The organism is Pseudomonas sp. B15(2017) (genome assembly GCF_002113215.1).
GTDB lineage: Bacteria > Pseudomonadota > Gammaproteobacteria > Pseudomonadales > Pseudomonadaceae > Aquipseudomonas.
Map to the genome: position 1 here is coordinate 144926 of NZ_NEJZ01000014.1, position 20600 is coordinate 165525.

The 20600-nt window shown below is 61.3% G+C and carries 24 protein-coding genes; 16 read left to right on the plus strand and 8 right to left on the minus strand.

All coding sequences use genetic code 11. From position 1 onward, the window contains the following. The first annotated feature begins 166 nt into the window (after positions 1-166). Complete coding sequence (locus CAF73_RS20350) at positions 167-439, plus strand: hypothetical protein (RefSeq protein ID WP_085703624.1); 273 nt, start codon at positions 167-169, stop codon at positions 437-439. 46 nt (positions 440-485) lie between these two features. On the opposite strand, the gene CAF73_RS30240 is transcribed toward CAF73_RS20350, so the two are convergent. From CAF73_RS30240 to CAF73_RS20360, 3 genes are read right to left on the minus strand one after another with little or no spacing between them, the layout of a single operon-like run. Beyond that, positions 486-632 carry a hypothetical protein gene (locus tag CAF73_RS30240; protein ID WP_007950514.1) on the minus strand — a complete coding sequence of 49 codons (147 nt, stop codon included), beginning with the start codon at positions 630-632 and terminating at the stop codon, positions 486-488. Between the two features lie 49 nt (positions 633-681). After that, entirely contained in the window at positions 682-993 is a 312-nt protein-coding gene (locus tag CAF73_RS20355) for an AzlD domain-containing protein (RefSeq protein WP_176247751.1), read from the minus strand. Beyond that, positions 993-1691 carry an AzlC family ABC transporter permease gene (locus CAF73_RS20360; protein WP_045121617.1) on the minus strand — a complete coding sequence of 233 codons (699 nt, stop codon included), beginning with the start codon at positions 1689-1691 and terminating at the stop codon, positions 993-995. Before CAF73_RS20360 ends, CAF73_RS20355 begins: the two co-directional genes overlap by 1 nt. Before the next feature lie 155 nt (positions 1692-1846). Between CAF73_RS20360 and CAF73_RS20365 the strand changes: the two genes are divergently transcribed. Continuing rightward, on the plus strand, positions 1847-2233 hold the full coding sequence (locus CAF73_RS20365; RefSeq protein ID WP_085698251.1) for a DUF2784 domain-containing protein: 387 nt from the start codon (positions 1847-1849) through the stop codon (positions 2231-2233). Here CAF73_RS20365 and CAF73_RS20370 read toward each other — a convergent pair. Next, positions 2230-2751, minus strand: a complete 522-nt coding sequence (locus tag CAF73_RS20370) for a DUF3087 domain-containing protein (protein ID WP_085703626.1) — start codon at positions 2749-2751, stop codon at positions 2230-2232. The genes CAF73_RS20365 and CAF73_RS20370 overlap by 4 nt on opposite strands. Before the next feature lie 210 nt (positions 2752-2961). Here CAF73_RS20370 and ppnN point away from each other — a divergent pair, with 210 nt between their 5' ends. From ppnN to CAF73_RS20395, 5 genes are all read left to right on the plus strand, one after another. Further along, entirely contained in the window at positions 2962-4335 is a 1374-nt protein-coding gene (ppnN, locus tag CAF73_RS20375; RefSeq protein ID WP_007950520.1) for a nucleotide 5'-monophosphate nucleosidase PpnN, read from the plus strand. A gap of 157 nt (positions 4336-4492) precedes the next feature. Further along, positions 4493-5230 carry a response regulator gene (locus CAF73_RS20380; RefSeq protein WP_085698249.1) on the plus strand — a complete coding sequence of 246 codons (738 nt, stop codon included), beginning with the start codon at positions 4493-4495 and terminating at the stop codon, positions 5228-5230. A gap of 151 nt (positions 5231-5381) precedes the next feature. Next, complete coding sequence (locus CAF73_RS20385; RefSeq protein WP_085703627.1) at positions 5382-5714, plus strand: hypothetical protein; 333 nt, start codon at positions 5382-5384, stop codon at positions 5712-5714. A 162-nt stretch (positions 5715-5876) separates the two neighbouring features. Beyond that, a complete protein-coding gene (locus CAF73_RS20390) occupies positions 5877-6611 on the plus strand; it encodes an ABC transporter substrate-binding protein (RefSeq protein ID WP_085698247.1) in 735 nt (244 codons plus the stop codon). Positions 6612-6719: 108 nt separating this feature from the next. Then, positions 6720-6971 (plus strand): hypothetical protein, encoded by a 252-nt coding sequence (locus CAF73_RS20395; protein ID WP_085698246.1) that lies wholly within the window; start codon positions 6720-6722, stop codon positions 6969-6971. Positions 6972-7035: 64 nt separating this feature from the next. Here the strand turns inward: CAF73_RS20395 and CAF73_RS20400 are convergent, their stop codons facing one another. Both CAF73_RS20400 and CAF73_RS20405 read right to left on the minus strand, forming a co-directional pair. Then, on the minus strand, positions 7036-8451 hold the full coding sequence (locus CAF73_RS20400) for an FAD/NAD(P)-binding protein (protein WP_085703628.1): 1416 nt from the start codon (positions 8449-8451) through the stop codon (positions 7036-7038). Between the two features lie 118 nt (positions 8452-8569). Then, positions 8570-9133 (minus strand): helix-turn-helix domain-containing protein, encoded by a 564-nt coding sequence (locus CAF73_RS20405; RefSeq protein WP_085703629.1) that lies wholly within the window; start codon positions 9131-9133, stop codon positions 8570-8572. Positions 9134-9218: 85 nt separating this feature from the next. On the opposite strand from CAF73_RS20405, the gene CAF73_RS20410 reads away from it, so the two are divergent. From CAF73_RS20410 to CAF73_RS20440, 7 genes are all read left to right on the plus strand, one after another. Beyond that, a complete protein-coding gene (locus tag CAF73_RS20410; protein WP_085703630.1) occupies positions 9219-10157 on the plus strand; it encodes a DMT family transporter in 939 nt (312 codons plus the stop codon). A gap of 106 nt (positions 10158-10263) precedes the next feature. Beyond that, positions 10264-13164, plus strand: a complete 2901-nt coding sequence (locus tag CAF73_RS20415; protein WP_085703631.1) for a monovalent cation/H+ antiporter subunit A — start codon at positions 10264-10266, stop codon at positions 13162-13164. Next, complete coding sequence (locus tag CAF73_RS20420) at positions 13164-13508, plus strand: Na+/H+ antiporter subunit C (protein ID WP_003192163.1); 345 nt, start codon at positions 13164-13166, stop codon at positions 13506-13508. Before CAF73_RS20415 ends, CAF73_RS20420 begins: the two co-directional genes overlap by 1 nt. Then, the gene (locus tag CAF73_RS20425; RefSeq protein ID WP_085703632.1) at positions 13505-15184 is read left to right on the plus strand and encodes a monovalent cation/H+ antiporter subunit D; all 1680 of its coding nucleotides are present in this window, start codon (positions 13505-13507) and stop codon (positions 15182-15184) included. The genes CAF73_RS20420 and CAF73_RS20425 overlap by 4 nt, the downstream gene beginning before the upstream one ends. Further along, positions 15181-15669, plus strand: a complete 489-nt coding sequence (locus CAF73_RS20430) for a Na+/H+ antiporter subunit E (protein ID WP_085698240.1) — start codon at positions 15181-15183, stop codon at positions 15667-15669. Before CAF73_RS20425 ends, CAF73_RS20430 begins: the two co-directional genes overlap by 4 nt. Next, on the plus strand, positions 15666-15944 hold the full coding sequence (locus CAF73_RS20435) for a K+/H+ antiporter subunit F (protein ID WP_007910754.1): 279 nt from the start codon (positions 15666-15668) through the stop codon (positions 15942-15944). The genes CAF73_RS20430 and CAF73_RS20435 overlap by 4 nt, the downstream gene beginning before the upstream one ends. Continuing rightward, on the plus strand, positions 15941-16303 hold the full coding sequence (locus CAF73_RS20440) for a Na+/H+ antiporter subunit G (RefSeq protein WP_007950534.1): 363 nt from the start codon (positions 15941-15943) through the stop codon (positions 16301-16303). The genes CAF73_RS20435 and CAF73_RS20440 overlap by 4 nt, the downstream gene beginning before the upstream one ends. On the opposite strand, the gene CAF73_RS20445 is transcribed toward CAF73_RS20440, so the two are convergent. Then, on the minus strand, positions 16300-16740 hold the full coding sequence (locus CAF73_RS20445; protein ID WP_085698239.1) for a DUF3995 domain-containing protein: 441 nt from the start codon (positions 16738-16740) through the stop codon (positions 16300-16302). The two genes, CAF73_RS20440 and CAF73_RS20445, sit on opposite strands and share 4 nt — an antisense overlap. A gap of 94 nt (positions 16741-16834) precedes the next feature. On the opposite strand from CAF73_RS20445, the gene CAF73_RS20450 reads away from it, so the two are divergent. Beyond that, positions 16835-17221 carry a DUF2946 domain-containing protein gene (locus tag CAF73_RS20450; protein ID WP_011334690.1) on the plus strand — a complete coding sequence of 129 codons (387 nt, stop codon included), beginning with the start codon at positions 16835-16837 and terminating at the stop codon, positions 17219-17221. 94 nt (positions 17222-17315) lie between these two features. Next, complete coding sequence (locus CAF73_RS20455) at positions 17316-19448, plus strand: TonB-dependent siderophore receptor (protein WP_085703633.1); 2133 nt, start codon at positions 17316-17318, stop codon at positions 19446-19448. A 37-nt stretch (positions 19449-19485) separates the two neighbouring features. Here CAF73_RS20455 and CAF73_RS20460 read toward each other — a convergent pair whose 3' ends face one another. Continuing rightward, complete coding sequence (locus tag CAF73_RS20460) at positions 19486-20499, minus strand: ABC transporter substrate-binding protein (protein WP_085703634.1); 1014 nt, start codon at positions 20497-20499, stop codon at positions 19486-19488. Positions 20500-20600 lie beyond the last annotated feature (101 nt).

The window sequence follows — 20600 nt, forward strand, 5'->3', positions numbered from 1 at the left end:
GTTTGAGTGAACTAACCGCCTGTCTGACATTTCAATCGCCATACATACTTTTAGAAACACTACGGATAGCATGCGCGCCGCATTTCCTATTGGCATACCAGCTGACCAAAGAGTCAGTAAAACCAGGAATACCCCACAAACTTAACAAACCTTGCAGAGAACTAAGTTGCGCGACGATTTTGCAATCAAACAGGTCACCGGCCTGGAGTGTATTCATCTGTCCACGACAGAACGCTTTCAACTCGACTGTTTTATCGCCCACTACATCAAGACTCGAAACCTGCGTGACGTACCCGATATCGACCGTATCCTGCGCGCCACCCTCGAAAACTACCCCTGCCACCCGCCGGTGATGGTCAACGAGCTGAATGCCTGGATCGACAAGACTTTGGGTTATCGGGCCTCCCACCCCGATTTCACGCAGCTGGAAGATCTTTGATGAAACGAAAAAGCCCCGCGATCGCGGGGCTTTTTCGTTGTGGCGTTCAGGGTTTCAGCGGGCGTTCCTGATCACGGTCGGACAACTCTCGGCTGTCGTCATGCTTCCAGGTCTGCTCCTTGTGTTTCTCCCGCTCGATCTCTTCTTCACTCGGTTCATCATCTTCTTCGGGACGTTTCTGCTCGGTTGCCATGTTCACCTCGCTAATGAAATTCATCCATTAAGCGTAGAACACCCGCAACTTATAGCCACCAGCGCAATAGAAAGAAGAACGCCATGCTCAACAGCATGCTGAATAACGTATTGCGTGTGTAGATCACCAGGCCGATTGCCACGAGTGAACTCAGCAGATAAGGGTTATCCCACTGCAGATTCAGTTGTTTGTCCGGCATGAATACAATCGGCCCGCAAATCGCAGTCAACATGCCCGGCACGGCAAAACCGAGAAACTGCCGCGCGTTGCTGCTCAGACGCACCGGCAAGCGCGGCTCGAGAAACACGTAACGGTTCAGGAACACCAGAATCCCCATGCCGATAATCACTGCCCAGACCATCATGTGCGCTCCCGATACAACTTGTTGCAGATAAACCCGGCAGTCATACCCGCCAGTCCCGACAGCACCAGCGCCGAGCCCCACTGCCAATAACTGAACAGCACCGAGCAGAACAGCGACACCGCCACGCAAACCACTGTCGGTACATTGCGCACCACCGGGGTGATCAGGGCGATGAAGGTTGCGGCAATCGAGAAGTCCAGCCCCAGGTGTTCAAGCCCCGGAATGCTGCTGCCAAGCACGATGCCGGCCAGAGTGAAGAGGTTCCAGGCGATGTAGAACGTCAGACCGACGCCCAACGCGTACCAGCGATTGAACTGCTGGCGGTCGTGCTGACTGGTCAGGGCGAACAGTTCATCGGTGAGCAAAAAGCCCAGGCCGATGCGCCAGCGCCCCGGCAACGGCGAAATCACGTGGCGCATGCTCATGCCGTAGAGCAAATGCTGCGACGTCAGCAGCAAGGTTGTCAGCAGAATCGAAAAAATCCCCGCGCCACCCTTGAGCATGCCGATCGCCACCAATTGTGCCGCGCCGGCGAACACGATGCTCGACAGGCCCTGCCCTTGCAGCGGCGTGAGGTTGGCTTCGATCGCCATGGAACCGGCCAGCAGCCCCCAGGGCGCGGTGGCCAGGGATAACGGCATGATCGCCGCGGCTCCGCGAAGAAAGGCACTGCGCGGCATTAATGAGTCAGACATAACACTCTTCAACCGTGAGACAAGACCCCGGACTCTGCCAACAAACGCCCGTGGATGGCTTGAACAATCTTGCGCAGTTGGCGCAAAACCTTCCTTCTGGCAGCCGTTTACCGGCGTAACATGGCAACCATTCACACACGCGTCAGGGAGACGACATGCTGTATCGAATAGCCGGCGACGGGCTGGTGCTGTTTCATTTGCTGTTCATTCTGTTCGTGCTGTTCGGCGGGCTGCTGGTGCTCAAGTGGCCACGATTGTTCTGGCTGCACTTGCCGGCGGCTGCCTGGGGCGTGGCGGTCGAGGTATTGCACCTGACCTGTCCACTGACCTATTGGGAAAACCTGATGCGCCACGCTGCCGGGCAGACCGAGTACGCCGGCGGTTTCATCGAACATTACGTGTGGCCGATCATTTACCCGGCCGGGCTGACACCGCAGATTCAGCTGGTACTGGGCAGCGTGGTGCTGATGGTCAACCTGCTGGTTTACGGGCGTCTGATTCGCCGCTGGAAACTTGGACGCGCCGCGCGCATTCCGTTTTAACGCGCTTTCAAGGTTTCCAGCCAGGCCGGATCGAGGCGCGGCTGATCGGTGTCCAGGCCGAGCGCCCCCATCCGCGCCTTGTGTTCTTCGACTTCCCGGTGCAATTGCGCGTGATCGCTGGAGTTGCCGTCCAGCTCATGCATCTGGGTCAGGCCCAGGTGATAGAAACGCAGCACCTTCATCGCCACCGGATCGCCCTTCTCCACCGCCGCCGTCACCTGATGCATCACGTTGGTGACACTCATCAGGCTGCGCTTGAGCCGCCAGCCGTACACCGCCGGGGCCATCCAGGTCTGATTCCAGAAACGCCCGCGCAGCAACGCCGCCGTCAGCAGGAATGCGCCAAACACCCCGCCAACATTGAATCGCAGGTTATCCCCGCCCGGCTCGCCGAACAGTGCCACTGCCGCAGTCGAAAACACCATCGCCAGCACCAGAAACAGCACCGCGATGATCAGCGTGCTGCGCCGGGTCTGCTGGCGATAAGTGATGGCATCGATCGGTTGAATCTCGAACATCGCGACAGGCTTCCATGGCTTGAGTTAAAAAGAGGCTGCGCATTATCGCCTCTGAGGCGGATTTAGCTATGCTGGAGCGCCTTTTCATCTTTTCAACGTCCAACGGGGACATGGCGATACCACGCAGATCGTGCCATCTTCATTCATGGATACACACTATTCGGATGCCATTGGCCATGTCGGCAATGACATCGTTTTAAGGATCACTGCATGACCCAACGACACGTAATCAATGCCTCGGTCAGCCCGAAAGGCAGCCTCGAAACCCTTTCCCAACGTGAAGTTCAGCAACTGAGCCAGGCCGGAACCGGCAGCACCTACACCCTCTTTCGCCAGTGCGCCCTGGCCATCCTCAACACCGGCGCGCATGTCGACAACGCAAAAACCATCCTTGAAGCCTACAAAGACTTCGAAATCCGCATCCATCAGCAGGATCGCGGTGTACGCCTGGAACTGCTGAACGCCCCGGCCGACGCCTTCGTCGACGGCGAAATGATCGCCAGCACCCGGGAAATGCTGTTCAGCGCCCTGCGCGACATCGTCTACACCGAAAACGAACTCGATGCCCTGAGCATTGACCTCAGCACCTCCCAGGGCATCAGCGACTACGTCTTCCACTTGCTGCGCAACGCGCGCACCTTGCGTCCGGGCGTCGAGCCGAAAATCGTCGTGTGCTGGGGCGGCCACTCGATCAACACCGAAGAATACAAATACACCAAGAAAGTCGGCCACGAACTGGGCCTGCGCAGCCTCGACATCTGCACCGGCTGCGGCCCGGGCGTGATGAAAGGTCCGATGAAAGGCGCGACGATTGCCCACGCCAAACAGCGCATTCACGGCGGCCGCTACCTGGGCCTGACGGAGCCGGGCATCATCGCCGCCGAAGCGCCGAACCCGATCGTCAACGAGCTGGTGATCCTGCCGGACATCGAAAAACGTCTGGAAGCCTTCGTCCGCGTCGGCCACGGCATCATCATCTTCCCGGGCGGCGCCGGCACCGCCGAAGAATTCCTGTACCTGCTGGGCATCCTGATGCACCCGGACAACGCCGGCCTGCCGTTCCCGGTGATCCTGACCGGGCCGAAACATGCCGCGCCATACCTGGAACAGCTCGACGCTTTCGTCACGGCGACCCTCGGCGAAGCAGCGAAGAAGCACTACGAAATCATCATCGACGACCCGGCCGAAGTGGCGCGGCAGATGACCGCGGGCCTCAAGGCCGTGAAGCAGTTCCGCCGCGAACGTGCCGACGCGTTCCACTTCAACTGGTTGCTCAAGATCGACGAGGGCTTCCAGCGCCCGTTTGACCCGACCCACGAAAACATGGCCAACCTCAAGCTGCACCGCGACCAGCCGCCCCATGAACTGGCAGCCAACCTGCGCCGCGCGTTCTCCGGGATCGTCGCCGGCAACGTCAAGGACAAGGGCATTCGCCTGATTGAGGAACACGGCCCGTACCAGATCCGTGGCGACGCCGCGATCATGCAGCCGCTCGATCTGCTGCTCAAAGCCTTCGTCGCCCAGCACCGGATGAAACTGCCGGGCGGCGCGGCGTATGTGCCGTGCTATCGCGTGGTGTCCTGACACCATCAATGCATAAGCCTGGAGCCCCATTCTTCAGGCCACCCCATAACACTGTGGGAGCGGGCTTGCCCGCGAAGCGGACATCGAATTCAACATCATTGTTGACTGACAGATCGCTTTCGCGAGCAAGCCCGCTCCCACAAAAAGAGTGTGAACCATGGATCACATCAACCACATCCTGATCGTCGACGATGACCGCGAGATCCGCGAGCTGGTCGGTAATTACCTGACCAAGAACGGCCTGCGCAGCACCGTGGTCGCCGATGGCCGGCAGATGCGCAGTTTTCTGGAAGCCAACACGGTCGACCTGATCGTGCTCGACATCATGCTACCCGGCGATGACGGGCTGGTGCTGTGCCGCGAGTTGCGCGCCGGCAAGCACAAGGCGATCCCGGTCCTGATGCTTACCGCCCGCGACGACCAGACCGACCGCATCCTCGGCCTGGAAATGGGCGCCGACGATTACCTGACCAAACCCTTCGCCGCCCGCGAACTGCTGGCGCGGATCAACGCTGTGCTGCGCCGCACGCGAATGCTGCCACCCAATCTGCTGATCACTGAAACCGGGCGCCTGCTGGCGTTCGGCCGTTGGCGCCTGGACACCACCGCCCGTCATTTGCTCGATGAAGACGACACCATGGTCGCCCTCAGCGGCGCCGAGTATCGCCTGCTCCGGGTGTTTCTCGACCATCCGCAACGGGTGCTCAGCCGCGACCAGTTGCTCAACCTGACCCAGGGCCGCGACGCCGACCTGTTCGACCGCTCCATCGATTTGCTGGTCAGTCGCCTGCGCCAGCGTCTGTTGGACGACTCCCGCGAGCCGACTTACATCAAGACTGTGCGCAACGAGGGTTATGTTTTCTCCTTCGCCGTGGAGATGCTCGCCGAATCATGATGGATTTGTATCGCTCTGTATAAATTCGCCACGCAGATACGTAACTCGTGTTTTCGGGCCGCAACACCACATACCAGCGATACACCCTCGCGTTTGAATGAACCCACCAGAAAGCACTGGCTCACTCATCTCAAACGCAAGGAGAAACACCATGTTGAAGTCCTCGAAATCCCTGGTACTCGCCATCAGTCTGCTCGGCGGCCTGGCCCTGGCCGACCTGGCGTCCGCCAGCTCCCAGCCGCTGGTCGCCGAATACGGCTCGGAAAACCTGCAGAAAGATCGCGTTGCCGAAGGTGGCGCGGATCGCTTGCAGGAACTGCGTGAGCGCGTGGCTGAAGGGGGTGCGGACCGTTTGCAGGAGTTGCGCGAACGTGTCGCCGAAGGGGGTGCGGATCGCTTGCAGGAACTGCGCGAACGTTCGGCTCGCAGTGTGCTGGTCGCCGAGAACCGTCCCGAGTTCGGTTCCAAGTACCAGCGTTACTGATCGTTTAGACCCGCCGTTGTCGATTCCTGCCGGGGGCGCTCAGCCCCCGCAGCGTTCACTACCGAACCGCCTTGTTCTCTGACACAAAAGCCCCGCTGTTTCCCCACGACAGCCGTCGTGGCGCGTACTAAGCTGCGCGATTGATTTGTTCAGGGACGATCCATGAAACGATTTGCCGCCTGTCTGCTGTCCGTGCTGGCCCTGACGGCCAGCGCGGCGGATCTGCAACTGCTTACCGACAACCACCCGCCCCTGCATTTCATGCAAGGCAATCAACTCGCAGGATTCGGGGTGGACGTGGTACAGGCCTTGGCGACCCAGACCGGCGATCGCATCCACCTGCAACAAGTCCCGTTGCTGCGCGCCCTGCGCGTGGCCAGCGATACCCCCGACACCGGCGTATTCACCGTGCTGCGGACCGACGACCGTGACGATCGCTATCAATGGGTCGGGCCGCTGATCGAAGTCGAAACCGCGCTGTACGCCCGCGACAATCTCCAGCCTCCCGTGCACAGTCTGCGTGAAGCCGATCATATGGGCCGGATCACCGTGCCGCGCAAATGGCTGGTCTACAGCTATCTGCAAGGGCAGGACCTGAACAACCTCTACGGCGTGGAAACCCCGGAGCAGATGATGCGGCTGTTCAGCCTGGGGCGTACCGATTTCGTGGTCTCCGATACCTGGTCCAAGGCTGCCCTGGCCCGCGAACAAGGCATCGAGCCAGCGCGCTTGCAGTACCAGATCCCGTTGATGAAACAGAACACCTACATTGCCTTTTCGCCGCAGACCGATCCGAAACAGGTCGCACGCTGGCAGCAGGCGCTGGATACGCTGCGGGCCGATGGTCGTCTGGAGCAGATGCGCCAGCGTTGGCTGAGCAATACCCTACCGCGCTGATCAGGCATCAACGCCTTCGATAACGACTATGCGCAAGGGTGTTTTCACATTAAATCTCTCCAGCACTAGAGTGGGCCCCATCTTCTCCCCACTCCCTGGAGCAACATCATGAAAGACATCATCGCACTTGGCTTCATCGTTTCCCTGATCGGCGCCACCTCCGCCATCGCTGCCCCACACGCCAGCACTCCGGTTGTCGCGGCTGCGACCGTTGGCCAGTCCGGCACCCTGAACGTCGACACCGTCGGCATCGATGCCGAACACAAAGGCAACCTCAACCTGCAACAAAATGCCGAACAGACCAAACTGTACGTCGCGGAAAACCGTCCGGAATTCGGTTCCAAATATCAGCGCTACTGAGTGACCGGTTTGAGCTGCCAGAAACAGGAAACCCCGCCGAAGCGGGGTTTCTTGCATTCGGGCATCAGCGCAACAGTCGCGCGGCCAGTGCCTTGGCCTGAGCTGCCACATCGGTCACGGCAGTACTTTCCCACCACATGCCGCGCAACGGCGGGCCCATGGCGAACAAGCGGTTCGAGACCCGACCCTCTTCATCCAGCACAGCGCCGTCCACCGCCGCCGCAATGCCCAGCGCCAACGGCCCCGGACGAACCAGACCGCGCGCCAATAATTGCTGCGGCAAAGGCCGCGCGACCCGGCGCCAGTCGTATTCGATGCCGCTGGAATTGATCAATGCCGCGCCCTGCACCACGCGGGTATCAGCCTCGCCGCGAGGGCGAACGCGGATACTCACCCCGTCGCCCGACGCCGACTCAAGTCCCTTGTAAGACGCCGCATGAATGCGCAATCGCCCTTCCCGGTGCAGACGCTCGACCAGTTCCGCACTCAGCGGCGGTGAACGATGGTGATGACTTTCCCACCACGGCCGCACATGACGTACAAACTGACGCCGCTGCACATCGCTGGCCTGGCTCCACAACCGACCGATGTGCGCACGTACGGTGTCCAGCGGTGCCTGCCAGTCGATGCCTTGTGCGCTGGCGTCGCGACAATGCCGGCGCAATTCGCGCAACAACTGGCGTGGCGTGCAGATGCTGTGATCTTCAGCGAGGAAGTCCACCCATGCGGGCGGTTGTCGACGGACATGGGGCAGCAACCCATGCCGGGAAAACACCTCGATCGGCCCGCGATGCCCGGCCTGCTCCAGCGACACCACGGCATCGACCATGGTCAGGCCGGAGCCGATGATCAGTACCGTCGACTGCGGATCAAGCTGGCGCATGGCCGCGACATCCCACGGATCCAGCGCCGCTGCATTAAGGCCGCTGGACTCCTTTTGCGGTGTGCGGGCCGCCGGGAACATCCCGGTCGCCAACACTGCAAAAGCGCCGTGCAGTTGCCGACCGTCATTCAAGGTGAGCTGCACGGAATCGCTGGAGGCCTGAACATCGACCACTTCGGCGCGCACATGCTCGACCGTCGCCCCCTGTTGCGCGGCCACCTGCTGCGCTTCGGCAAGACGCTGTTGCACGTACACACCGAACAGCCCCCGCGGTGGAAACAGTTCGCTGACCGGCACATGTTGCTGATCCGACTCCGGCCAACCGCCGCCGGCGATGTGATCGGTCAGCCACTGAGTCAGGTCATCGGCATTGTCCGGATCGACGCTCATCCGGGCTGCGTTGCCGTTGAGCGTATGGCCCAGCTCCACCGCACTGTACGCTTCGCCCCGGCCCAACTCGGCCCGGGGCTCGATCACCAGGATTTTTCTGCGACCCGGCAAACGCAGTAATTGCACCGCCAGCATCGTGCCGCTCAGGCCGCCGCCGACAATCAGAATGTCGGCGTGACGCAGTGCGGTCGTATCGGATTGAGTCATGCCGGTCTCGCAACTGAGGATAGGCTCGGGCCAGTGTCATTCAGACGCCGCGAGGACGTCTAGACGGACGCGACTTTTTTCTCCTGCCGACGCGATCCGCTGTCGGGTTCTGTGTCAGTCAGATCACCACATTGCGCACGAAACGCGCCGCCACTGCCCCATCGTTGCGATAGGTGTGCGGCTGATTGCTGGCGAACATGAAAAACTCCCCGGCTGCAATCTGTTGGGGTTGGTCGCCGAGCATCAGCGTCAGGCAGCCCTCGAACACGAAAATCTGTTCGCTCCAGCCTTCGGCGTCCGGCTGCGAAGGATAGATCTCGCCGGGTTGCAGGCACCATTCCCACTGTTCCACTGCACGGGTGGCGCTGGCCTTGGACAGCAAAACGGCTTTGCTACCGGGGATGCTGCCAGCCCAGGCCAGTTCATTGATACGGCCGGGATCGCGATTGTCCGGGGCCTGGATCAGATCGCTGAAGGCTACTTCGAGGGCTTCGGCGACACGGTCGAGGGTGGTCAGGCTGACATTCTTTTCGCCGGCCTCGATGGCCACCAGCATCCGCCGGCTGACCCCGGATTTTTCCGCGAGGGCCGTCTGGCTCATGTCGGCGGCGTGGCGCAGGCGCCGGACATTCTGGCTGACGTGTTGCAGGACCGAAGCCCGTTGAATGGAATCTCTGTGCACTATATTGCTCACTGGCTGGGACTGGGCAGTATACTGCGCAACATTTGGCGCATTGTGCGTCTCTTCCTAAACAGTGCGCAAGGTCATGACGTCAGCCAACTCCTCCCAAACTCCCCTGCGGTTTCACCGGTTCAGCAAAGCCGAGTGCGTGCTGGTGCTGATCACCATGCTCTGGGGCGGCACCTTCCTGCTGGTGCAGCACGCCATGACGGTCAGCGGCCCGATGTTTTTCGTCGGTCTGCGCTTTGCCGCCGCCGCGAGCATCGTGGCGTTGTTCTCGTGGAAACACCTGCGTGAACTGACCCTGTTCGAACTCAAGGCCGGTGCCTTTATCGGCGTGGCGATCATGCTCGGTTATGGCTTGCAGACCGTTGGTCTGCAGAGCATTCCCAGCAGCCAGTCGGCGTTCATCACCGCGCTGTATGTGCCGTTCGTGCCACTGCTGCAATGGCTGGTGCTCGGTCGGCGCCCGGGTTTGATGCCGAGCATCGGCATCATGCTGGCGTTTACCGGGCTGATGCTGCTTTCCGGGCCATCCGGGGCTTCACTGAATTTCAGCCCCGGTGAAATCGCCACGCTGATCAGCGCCATCGCGATAGCGGCCGAAATCATCTTGATCAGCAACTATGCCGGGCAGGTCGATGTGCGCCGCGTAACCGTGGTGCAACTGGCGACGACTTCGGTGCTGTCGTTCTTGATGGTGGTGCCGACCGGTGAGGCGATTCCGGATTTTTCGTGGCTGTTGCTGAGCACCGCCCTGGGGCTGGGCGCGATGAGTGCGGCGATTCAGGTGGCGATGAACTGGGCGCAGAAAAGCGTTTCGCCGACCCGGGCGACCTTGATCTACGCCGGTGAGCCGGTGTGGGCCGGGATCGTTGGGCGTATCGCGGGGGAGCGTCTGCCAGCGATTGCATTGGTGGGTGCGGGGCTGATCGTGGCGGCAGTGATCGTCAGCGAATTGAAGACCAAAGGCAAAGAGACACAAACGGTCACGGAAGAATTGGAGCACGAGACCGAAGGCTAAACGCGGGTTTTACGGCTACTTTGTAGGATTCAGAGACATCCTCGCGTTTGGCGATCCGGGAGCTGGCACGTATGATGCTTCACAAACTTCCGCAGATTAGAAGCCTATGTCTCTGATAGTTCTACTGCTTCTGCCTTTTCTGGGCAGTTGTCTGGCAGCCGTGCTGCCGCACAACGCACGTAACGCCGAATCCCTGCTGGCAGGTCTGGTCGCGTTGATCGGCACTGTCTCGGTCGCGATGCTGTACCCGCAGATCGCTCATGGCGGCGTAATTCGCGAAGAGTTCACATGGCTGCCCAGCCTGGGCCTGAACTTCGTTCTGCGCATGGACGGCTTCGCCTGGCTGTTCTCAATGCTGGTGCTGGGCATCGGCACCCTCGTTTCCCTATATGCCCGTTATTACATGTCGCCGGACGATCCGGTGCCGCGTTTCTTCGCATTCTTTCTGGCGTTCATGGGCGCCATGCTCGGGCTGGTGATCTCCGGCAACCTGATCCAGATTGTGTTCTTCTGGGAACTGACCAGTCTCTTCTCGTTCCTGCTGATCGGCTACTGGCACCACCGTCACGACGCGCGCCGTGGTGCGTACATGGCGTTGATGGTCACCGGCGCCGGGGGATTGTGCCTGCTGGCGGGGGTCATGATCCTCGGCCATGTCGTCGGCAGCTATGACCTGGACAAGGTCCTGGCCGCCGGCGATCTGATTCGCGCACATGCTCTCTACCCTATCCTGCTTCCCCTCATTCTTATCGGCGCCCTCAGCAAAAGCGCCCAGTTCCCCTTCCACTTCTGGTTGCCGCACGCGATGGCGGCGCCAACACCGGTTTCGGCGTACCTGCACTCGGCGACCATGGTCAAGGCCGGGGTTTTCCTGCTGGCAAGGTTGTGGCCGTCGCTGTCCGGCAGCGAAGAATGGTTTTATATCGTCAGCGGCGCCGGTGCCGCCACGCTGCTGCTCGGCGCGTATTGCGCGATGTTCCAGAACGACCTCAAGGGTTTGCTGGCCTACTCGACCATCAGCCACCTCGGCCTGATCACGCTGCTGCTGGGCCTGAACAGTCCCCTGGCCGCCGTGGCCGCGGTGTTCCACATTCTCAACCACGCGACCTTCAAGGCTTCGCTGTTCATGGCCGCCGGGATCATCGACCACGAAAGCGGCACCCGCGACATCCGCAAGCTCAATGGTCTGTTCAAGCTGATTCCGTTTACCGCCACTCTGGCCATGGTCGCCAGTGCATCCATGGCCGGCGTACCACTGCTCAACGGTTTCCTGTCGAAAGAAATGTTCTTCGCCGAAACCGTGTTCATCAACGCCACGGCGTGGGTTGAAACCAGCCTGCCGATCGTCGCGACCATCGCCGGCATGTTCAGCGTGGCCTACTCGCTGCGCTTCACCGTTGATGTGTTCTTCGGCCCGACTGCCACCGACTTGCCGCATACGCCGCACGAGCCGCCACGCTGGATGCGGGCGCCGGTTGAACTGCTGGTATTTACCTGTCTGTTGGTGGGCATTTTCCCGGCTCAAATCGTCGGGCCGCTGCTCGCCGCTGCGGCATTGCCAGTGGTGGGTGGCGAGCTGCCGCAATACAGTCTGGCGATCTGGCACGGTCTCAATGCACCGATGATCATGAGCCTGATCGCCATGTCCGGCGGCATCGTGCTGTATCTGCTGCTGCGCAATCAGCTCAAGCGCGGGCGCTTCAAATACCCGCCATTGGCCGGACGCTTCAACGGCAAGCGAATGTTCGAGCGCAGTCTGGTGGCGATGATGCGCCTGGCCCGGCGGCTGGAGCGGCGGATCGGCACCAAGCGTCTGCAAACCCAGCTATTCCTGATGGTATTGGCGGCAGTGCTGGCCGGCCTGATCCCGATGCTGCACAGCAGCCTGAGCTGGGGCGACCGGCCGAAGATCCCGGGCTCGATCGTTTTCGTGACCCTGTGGCTGCTGGCAATCGCCTGTGCTCTCGGCGCCGCCTGGCAGGCCAAGTATCACCGGCTCGCTGCCCTGACCATGGTCAGCGTCTGCGGACTGATGACCTGCGTGACCTTCGTCTGGTTCTCGGCGCCGGATCTGGCCCTGACACAGCTGGTGGTCGAAGTGGTGACCACCGTACTGATCCTGCTCGGCCTGCGTTGGCTGCCACGGCGGATCGAAGAGGTTTCGCCGCTGCCGAGCAGCCTGCGCAAGGCGCGAGTGCGGCGTCTGCGCGACTTGCTGCTGTCGATTGCCGTTGGCGGCGGCATGGCGCTGCTGTCCTATGCGATGCTGACCCGGCAGACGCCGAACGATATTTCCTCGTTTTACCTGAGCCGTGCCCTGCCCGAGGGCGGCGGCAGCAACGTGGTCAATGTGATGCTGGTGGATTTCCGTGGTTTCGACACCCTGGGCGAAATCACCGTGCTCGCCGCCGTGGCACTGACCGTATTCGCCCTGCTGCGTCGTTTCCGCCCACCGAAAGAAAGCCTGCAACTGCCGGCCCAGCAACGCCTGCTCGCCCCCGACGTGGTCACCGATCTGGTCAACCCGCGCTCGGCCAGCGACACCGCGCTCGGTTTCATGATGGTGCCGGCGGTGCTGGTGCGCCTGTTGCTGCCGATTGCGCTGGTGGTGTCGTTCTATCTGTTCATGCGCGGACACAACCAGCCGGGTGGCGGCTTCGTCGCCGGTCTGGTGATGTCGGTGGCGTTCATCCTGCAATACATGGTCGCCGGCACCCAGTGGGTCGAGGCGCAAATGAGCCTGCGGCCGCTGCGCTGGATGGGCACCGGTCTGCTCTTCGCTACCGTTACCGGTCTTGGGGCGATGGCGGTCGGCTACCCGTTCCTGACCACCCACACCTGGCATTTCAGCCTGCCGCTGCTGGGTGACATCCATATCGCCAGCGCGCTGTTCTTCGATATCGGCGTCTACGCCGTGGTGGTCGGCTCGACCTTGCTGATCCTCACCGCCCTCGCCCACCAATCGGTCCGGGGCCACAAAACCGCTGCCGCCAAAGGAGCCGTCTGATGGAAGAAGTCATCGCAATCGCCATCGGCGTACTCGCCGCGTCCGGAGTGTGGCTGATCCTGCGACCACGGACGTTCCAGGTGGTGATGGGCCTGTGCCTGCTGTCTTACGGTGTCAATCTGTTCATCTTCAGCATGGGCAGCCTGTTCATCGGCAAGGAGCCGATCATCAAGGACGGCGTACCGCAGGACCTGCTCAATTACACCGACCCGCTGCCCCAGGCGCTGGTGCTGACGGCCATCGTCATCAGCTTCGCCATGACCGCATTGTTTCTGGTGGTGTTGCTGGCCTCACGGGGCCTGACCGGCACCGACCACGTTGACGGAAGGGAGCCCAAGGAATGACGGCGATGACTCACCTGATCGCCGCACCGATCCTGCTGCCGCTGCTGACCGCCGCCATCATGCTGATGCTCGGCGAAAAGCACCGTCCGCTGAAGGCGAAAATCAACCTGTTCTCCAGCCTCCTCGGCCTCGGTATTTCGGTGACGCTGCTGCAATGGACCCAGACCACCGGCGTGCCCGGCTCCATCGGCGTGTACCTGCCGGGCAACTGGCAGGTGCCGTTCGGCATTGTGCTGGTGGTCGATCGTCTGTCGGCATTGATGCTGGTGCTGACCGGGATCATCGGCGTCAGTGCCCTGCTGTTCGCCATGGCCCGATGGGACGGCGCCGGGTCGAGCTTCCACGCGTTGTTCCAGATACAGCTGATGGGCCTGTACGGCGCGTTCCTGACGGCAGACCTGTTCAACCTGTTCGTGTTCTTCGAGGTATTGCTGGCCGCGTCCTACGGCCTGCTGCTTCACGGCTCGGGCCGGGCGCGGGTGTCGTCGGGGTTGCATTACATCTCGGTCAATCTGCTGGCCTCGTCGCTGTTCCTGATTGGCGCGGCGTTGATCTACGGCGTGACCGGCACGCTGAACATGGCGGACCTGGCGTTGAAGATCCCTCTGGTGTCTGAGGCCGACCGTGGCCTGCTGCACGCCGGCGCGGGGATTCTGGCCGTGGCCTTCCTGGCCAAGGCCGGCATGTGGCCGCTGAACTTCTGGCTGGTGCCGGCCTATTCCTCGGCCAGCGCGCCGGTGGCAGCCATGTTCGCGATCATGACCAAGGTCGGCGTCTACACCTTGCTGCGCCTGTGGACGCTGCTGTTCTCCGGCCAAGCGGGCGCTTCGGCTTACTTCGGCGGTGACTGGCTGATCTACGGCGGCATGGCCACCATGGCCGGCGCAGGCGTGGCGATCATTGCCGCGCAACGCCTGGAACGCATGGCCAGTCTGAGCATTCTGGTGTCGGCGGGGATTTTGCTGTCGGCCGTGGGTTTCGCCCAACCGAACCTGATCGGCGCAGCGCTGTTCTATCTGGTCAGCTCGACCCTGGCATTGAGCGCGCTTTTCCTGCTGGCCGAATTGATCGAACGCTCGCGTACCGCCATCGAAGTTCCACTGGAAGACGAAAACGAGCTGCTCCCACGTCCGCAGCAATGGCAACGACCGGTCAAGGGCATCAACCTCGACGACGATCAGAAAGCGGTAGTCGGTCAGGTGATCCCGTGGACCATGGCCTTCCTCGGTCTGAGCTTCATTGCCTGCGCGCTGCTGATTATCGGCATGCCACCGCTGTCCGGGTTCATCGGCAAGCTGAGCCTGATCGGCGCCCTGCTCAATCCGCTTGGCCTCGGCGCTGGCGAACCGATTTCGAATGCCGCCTGGGCGTTGCTGGCCCTGCTTATCCTGACCGGACTCGGCTCGCTGATGGCGTTCTCGCGGCTGGGGATCCAGCGCTTCTGGTCACCAGAAGAACGACCATCGCCGCTGCTGCGCAAACTGGAATGCACGCCGATTTTCCTGCTGCTCGGCCTGTGCATCGCGCTGACCTTCAAGGCTGAACCGCTGCTGCGTTACACGCAGGCGGCGGCCGATGCCCTGAACAATCCGCAGCAATACGTGATGGCGGTGCTCGGCACCCGCGCCGTGCCGAGCCCGGAAGCCAAGGCCGCACTGCTGGAGGTGCAACCATGAAGCGTCTGTTTCCTGCTCCGTGGTTGTCGCTGGCGCTGTGGCTGCTGTGGCTGGTGCTGAACCTGTCGGTCAGCCCGGGCAACCTGCTGCTGGGTGCCGTACTTGGTTTCTGTGCCCCGCTGATGATGCGCAAACTGCGCCCGCAACGGATTCACATCCGCCGCCCGGGCACGATTCTGCGCTTGTTTCTGCTGGTCGGGCGTGACGTGATCGTCTCGAACCTGCAAGTGGCCTGGGGCGTACTCAACGCCGGCCGCCGGCCGCTTCGTTCACGCTTCATCAAGGTGCCGCTGGACCTGCGCGATGCCAACGGTCTGGCGGCGCTGTCGATGATCTGTACGGTGGTGCCCGGCACGGTGTGGTCGGAACTGGCGCTCGATCGCAGCATTCTGTTGTTGCACGTCTGGGATCTGGATGACGAGGCGCAATTCATCCAGCACTTCAAGGTCACTTACGAGCAGCCGTTGATGGAGATTTTCGAATGAGTCCGCTGCTGTCGAACGCGATTCTGCTGACGCTGTTCCTGTTTTCCCTGGCGATGGTCCTCACACTGGTGCGCCTGTTCAAAGGCCCGTCGGCGCAGGACCGGGTACTGGCGCTGGATTACCTGTACATCGTCGCCATGCTGATGATGCTGACCCTGGGGATCCGCTATTCCAGTGACACCTACTTCGAAGCGGCGCTGCTGATCGCGCTGTTCGGCTTCGTCGGCTCGTTTGCCCTGGCGAAATTCCTCCTGCGTGGCGAGGTGATCGAATGAACGCTGAACTGTCTCTGTGGGTGGAAATCCCGGTGGCGATCCTGCTGGTCCTCAGCGGCGTGTTCGCCCTGATCGGCGCAACCGGACTGCTGCGGATGAAGGACTACTTTCAACGCATGCACCCACCGGCGCTGGCCTCGACACTCGGTGCGTGGTGCGTGGCACTGGCATCGATCATCTGTTTTTCCGCGCTCAAGTCCGGGCCGGTGCTGCACGCATGGCTGATCCCGATTCTGCTGTCGATCACCGTACCGGTGACCACCTTGCTCCTGGCGCGGGCGGCGTTGTTCCGCAAGCGCATGGCCGGGGATGACGTGCCGGCCGAAGTCAGCAGCCGGCGCACTGAAACCGGCAGCTAGATCCAGGCAACAGCCAAGAGCCCGGCTCCCAATATCAGACACAACGGCGAGTAAACCCAAGTGTCGAGCCGGGCAAACCGCGACCCCTTCACTTCCTTGAAAAAACCGACCAGCTCCGAATCGCCAATCGCCCTCGCAAACATCAGCAGCGCAATCGCGCTGATCACCCATTGCAGTGCCCAGTGATGCACGACGGGCAGCCACCATCCCACCCGCATGCATACCAGTGCGGCAATCAGTAGCAGGGCTGCCGCCACCACCAGCGTGATCCAGCCCGACGGCTTGAACGCAGGCCTGAGCGTCAGCCCGCCGCTGTCCACCGGAACCTGCGGCACCACGGCCACGGCCGCCCACTGCCCACCCATCGCCCAATACACATGCATCAGACTGATTACCGCGAATATCGTCACCAGCCATTGAGCCAACACAAAGGTCATGGTCGAGAATCCTTTAAAGGGATTTGAACAAAACATCCTAGTCGGCATTTTTCCATGTGCACGACCGGTCGGCGGTGCGGTAAAGTGCCGCCCCATGAAATTCACCCGTACCGATCGCTCACTATTGGCCTGGATGCTCTATTGCTGCGTTCTGTTCAACGTGTTCGCCTGCAGCATCGGTCACGGACAAATGGTCGGCATGCAGCTCAACGGTATCGGCGGCCAGTTCTGCGCCGTCGACCCGAGCACCCAGGCGCCGCTCGCCTCGAATCCCGCCGAAGAAAAACTGCCGACGCTGGCCAAGGCCTTCGGCTGCCCGCTGTGCTCCACTGGCGGTATGGGTCCGGCGTTCAACTCCAGCCTGACCCTGGCTATCCTGCCGGAACAACACAGCCCGCCGCTGCCGGCCATTGTCAGCGCTGACCTCCCTGCCCGCTTCATCTGGCCTTCGGCCAATCCCCGCGCTCCGCCGCTCGCCTGAGTGTCCTTGCCCTTTTTGATTTGTCAGCCCACTGCGCCAACGCGCGGCGTTCGCCTGTGCGCTGACTCCGAGACAAGCATTCAGGATTCAATCGATGAAACAACTTACCTTGCTGGCGAGCCTGTGCGGCTGCCTGTCGGTCAACGTCTGGGCGCAATCCACGGTCGATCTGGCGCCGATCACCATTGATGGCGAGTCCGGCGCAGAACCCGGCCTGAGCCTCGACCAATCCAGCGGCATGGCCTCGCGTCTTGGCCTTAGCGTGCGTGACACCCCGGCTTCGGTGGCCATCGCCAACCGCAATGACATCGAACGTCACGGTTCGCAAAACTTTCAGGACGCAGCCAACACCTTGCCGGGGGTGAACGCCAGTGCGCCGCCTGGCTTTGGCGGGTTCGTCTCCTACCGCGGTTTCACCAGCAGCCAGATCACCCAGATGTTCAACGGCGTCAACGTTTCCGGCGGACTGGCGCGCCCCGTGGATTCGTGGATTTATGACCGGGTCGAACTGTTGGGCGGCCCGTCTTCACTGATCAACGGCGCCGGTTCGGTCGGCGGTTCGCTGAACTACGTGACCAAACTGGCTACTCGCGACGAGCAAGCCGTCGAAGGCCGAGTCAGTTATGGCACCTACGACACCACCGAAACCGCATTCGGCCTCAATCACGCGCTGACCGAACCCGGTGCCGACGTGCAGCATTACGCGCGACTCGATGTCAGCCACAACACCAGCAATGGCTACATCGACCGCCAGGAACGCGATGCCTGGAGCGTGGCATTTTCGTTGCTCAGCGACCTGACGCCAAACCTGTCGCACACCCTGGCCCTGGAATATCAGGACGAACACGAGGACAGCCCGTACTGGGGCACGCCGGTGCTCAACCCCAAGGCCGGCGAATTGAAGATCGACAAGCACAACCGCTTCAACAACTACAACGTCGAGGACGGCCGCTACGAGCAGCGGACCATCTGGGTGCGCTCGATCATCGATTACCGGATCAACGACAGCACCAGCCTGCGCAACACTCTCTATCACCTCGACAGCCAACGTGATTACCGCAACCTGGAAACCTATCAATACAACGCCGACAACAGCGCGGTGAATCGCTCCACCGCGTATCAGGTTCGACACCAGGGCGAGCAGAACGGCAACCAGTTCGAATTGCGCCACGACAACACCCTGTTCGGCCTCGACACCACCTGGTCCGGTGGTTTCGAGTACAAAGTCAACCAGACCACCAACTCGCCGCTGAACGTCAAAGGCGCCAGCACGGTGAACCCGAACAACTACCGACCGGGGCACTTTTATGACATTCCCGGAACGATGCCGGGTTTTGTCAGCGACAAGACCAATGAGGTGACGACCAAAGCGCTGTTTGCCGAAAATCGCCTGGCGCTGACCGACAAGCTCTCGTTGCTCACAGGCCTGCGCTACGACGACATCGACCTCGACGTAACCAACCATCGCACGGTGACCGCGAGCAACCCGCGTCATCTGAAGCGCAGCTGGGAGCCAGTCACCGGACGCGTCGGCCTGACGTATCAGTTCATTCCGTCAGCCAATGTCTACGTGCAATACAGCACCGCCGCCGAGCAACCCAATGGCACTCAGGACTTTGATGTCTCGACCGGCAAACAATGGGAAATCGGCGGCAAGTTCGACTATCTGAACGGTCGCGGTTCGGCGACGGTGGCCGCCTACACTATCGAGCGAAAAGATTTCGCGGTGACGGATCCACTGGACCCGACCAGCAGCATTCCGGTCGGCCAGCAGACTTCGAAAGGCATCGAGATTGCCAGCTCGCTACGGATCACCGACAAGTTGCTGGCCGAAGGCAACTTCGCTTGGGTCGACGCGCAATACGATGAATTCAACGAGAAGAACGCCGCCGGCGTAGTGGTCTCCCGCAAGGGCAACACACCGACCAACGTGCCGGACCGAGTCGGCAATCTGTGGTTGACCTACGATTTCTCGTCGCAATGGCAAGGCGGGGTCGATGCGCGGTACGTAGCATCGGTGTTCGCCGATAACGCCAACACCATGACCGTGCCGTCCTACACACTGTTTGGCAGCTTCCTCAGCTACAAGGTGGATTCGCATACCACGGTGACCGGGCGGGTGCGTAACCTGACGAATGAGGTGTATGCCGAGTTCGCCCATGTGTCGCCGGCGTATTACCTCGGCACACCGCGTACATTCGAGCTGGCAGTGCAGACAAGGTTCTGATCCACTTTGGCGAGGGCCTGGTGCCCTCGCCACATCGCTACAGACCTGCCTGAACCTTCTGCGCTACATCCTTCGGCAACCACGCCTGCCACACATCCGGATGCGCTTTCATGAACGCCACCGCCGCATCCCGAGGCGCCGTGTGTTTCTCGCTCATTTCGGCCAGCGCCTTGTTCAAGTCATCGATCGGAAAGTCGACCTTGCTGAAGAACTCGGCAATTTGCGGATACTGCTTCTGGAATGGCGTGGACACCCCGATCGACAGCTTGGAAGCCAGTGAACGGGTCGGTTTTGGATTGGGATTGTCGGCGTCGGTCAGGGTCTTCCACGCTTGGGCGTCGAACGGCGGTTCTTCCAGTTGAACCAGCTTGAACTTGCCGAGCAATGGCGTGGGCGACCAGTAATAGAACAGCACCGGTTTGCCCCGGCGGATCGATGAGCTGATTTCAGCATCCAGTGCCGCACCAGAGCCGCTGCGGAAATTGGTGAAGTCATTCTGCAAGCCATAGGCCGTGAGCTTCTGCTTGTTCACCACCTCCGACGTCCAGCCGATCGGGCTGTTGAGGAATCGACCCTTGCTCGGGGTTTCCGGGTCCTTGAACACGTCCTTGTACTTCTTGAGATCGCTGACGCTGCGCAGGTCCGGCGCCAGTGGCTTGATGCCCTTGGCCGGGTCGCCCTTGATCACGTATTCCGGCACCCACCAGCCTTCGGTCGCCCCTTTGACTGTGTCGCCCAGGCTGGCGACCTTGCCTTCGGATTCGGCCTTGACCCAAACCGGACTGCGTCCGGCCCACTCTTCACCAATGACCTGAATGTCATTGTTGGCCAACGCCGTCTCAAGCGTGATGGTGGTGCCCGGCAAGGTGTCGGTCGGCAGGCCGTAGCCCTTCTCGACGATGATGCGCAGGACATCGGTGATCAGGCTGCCGCTTTCCCAGTTCAGGTCGGCAAAGTGGATCGGCGCCTGTGCCGCGCTCACCGCAGGCACCGCCGTCATCAAGCCGAAGGTGGTCAGGCCAGCGGCCAGCAACCGTCGAAATCCGTTCATGCTTTTGCACCTCGTGCTGTTCACAGCAATAGCAGGATGGCCTGACAGAAGACCGCAAGCCTCTGAATACTCAGTCAACTGACTGTAGACGAGGTTCCTGC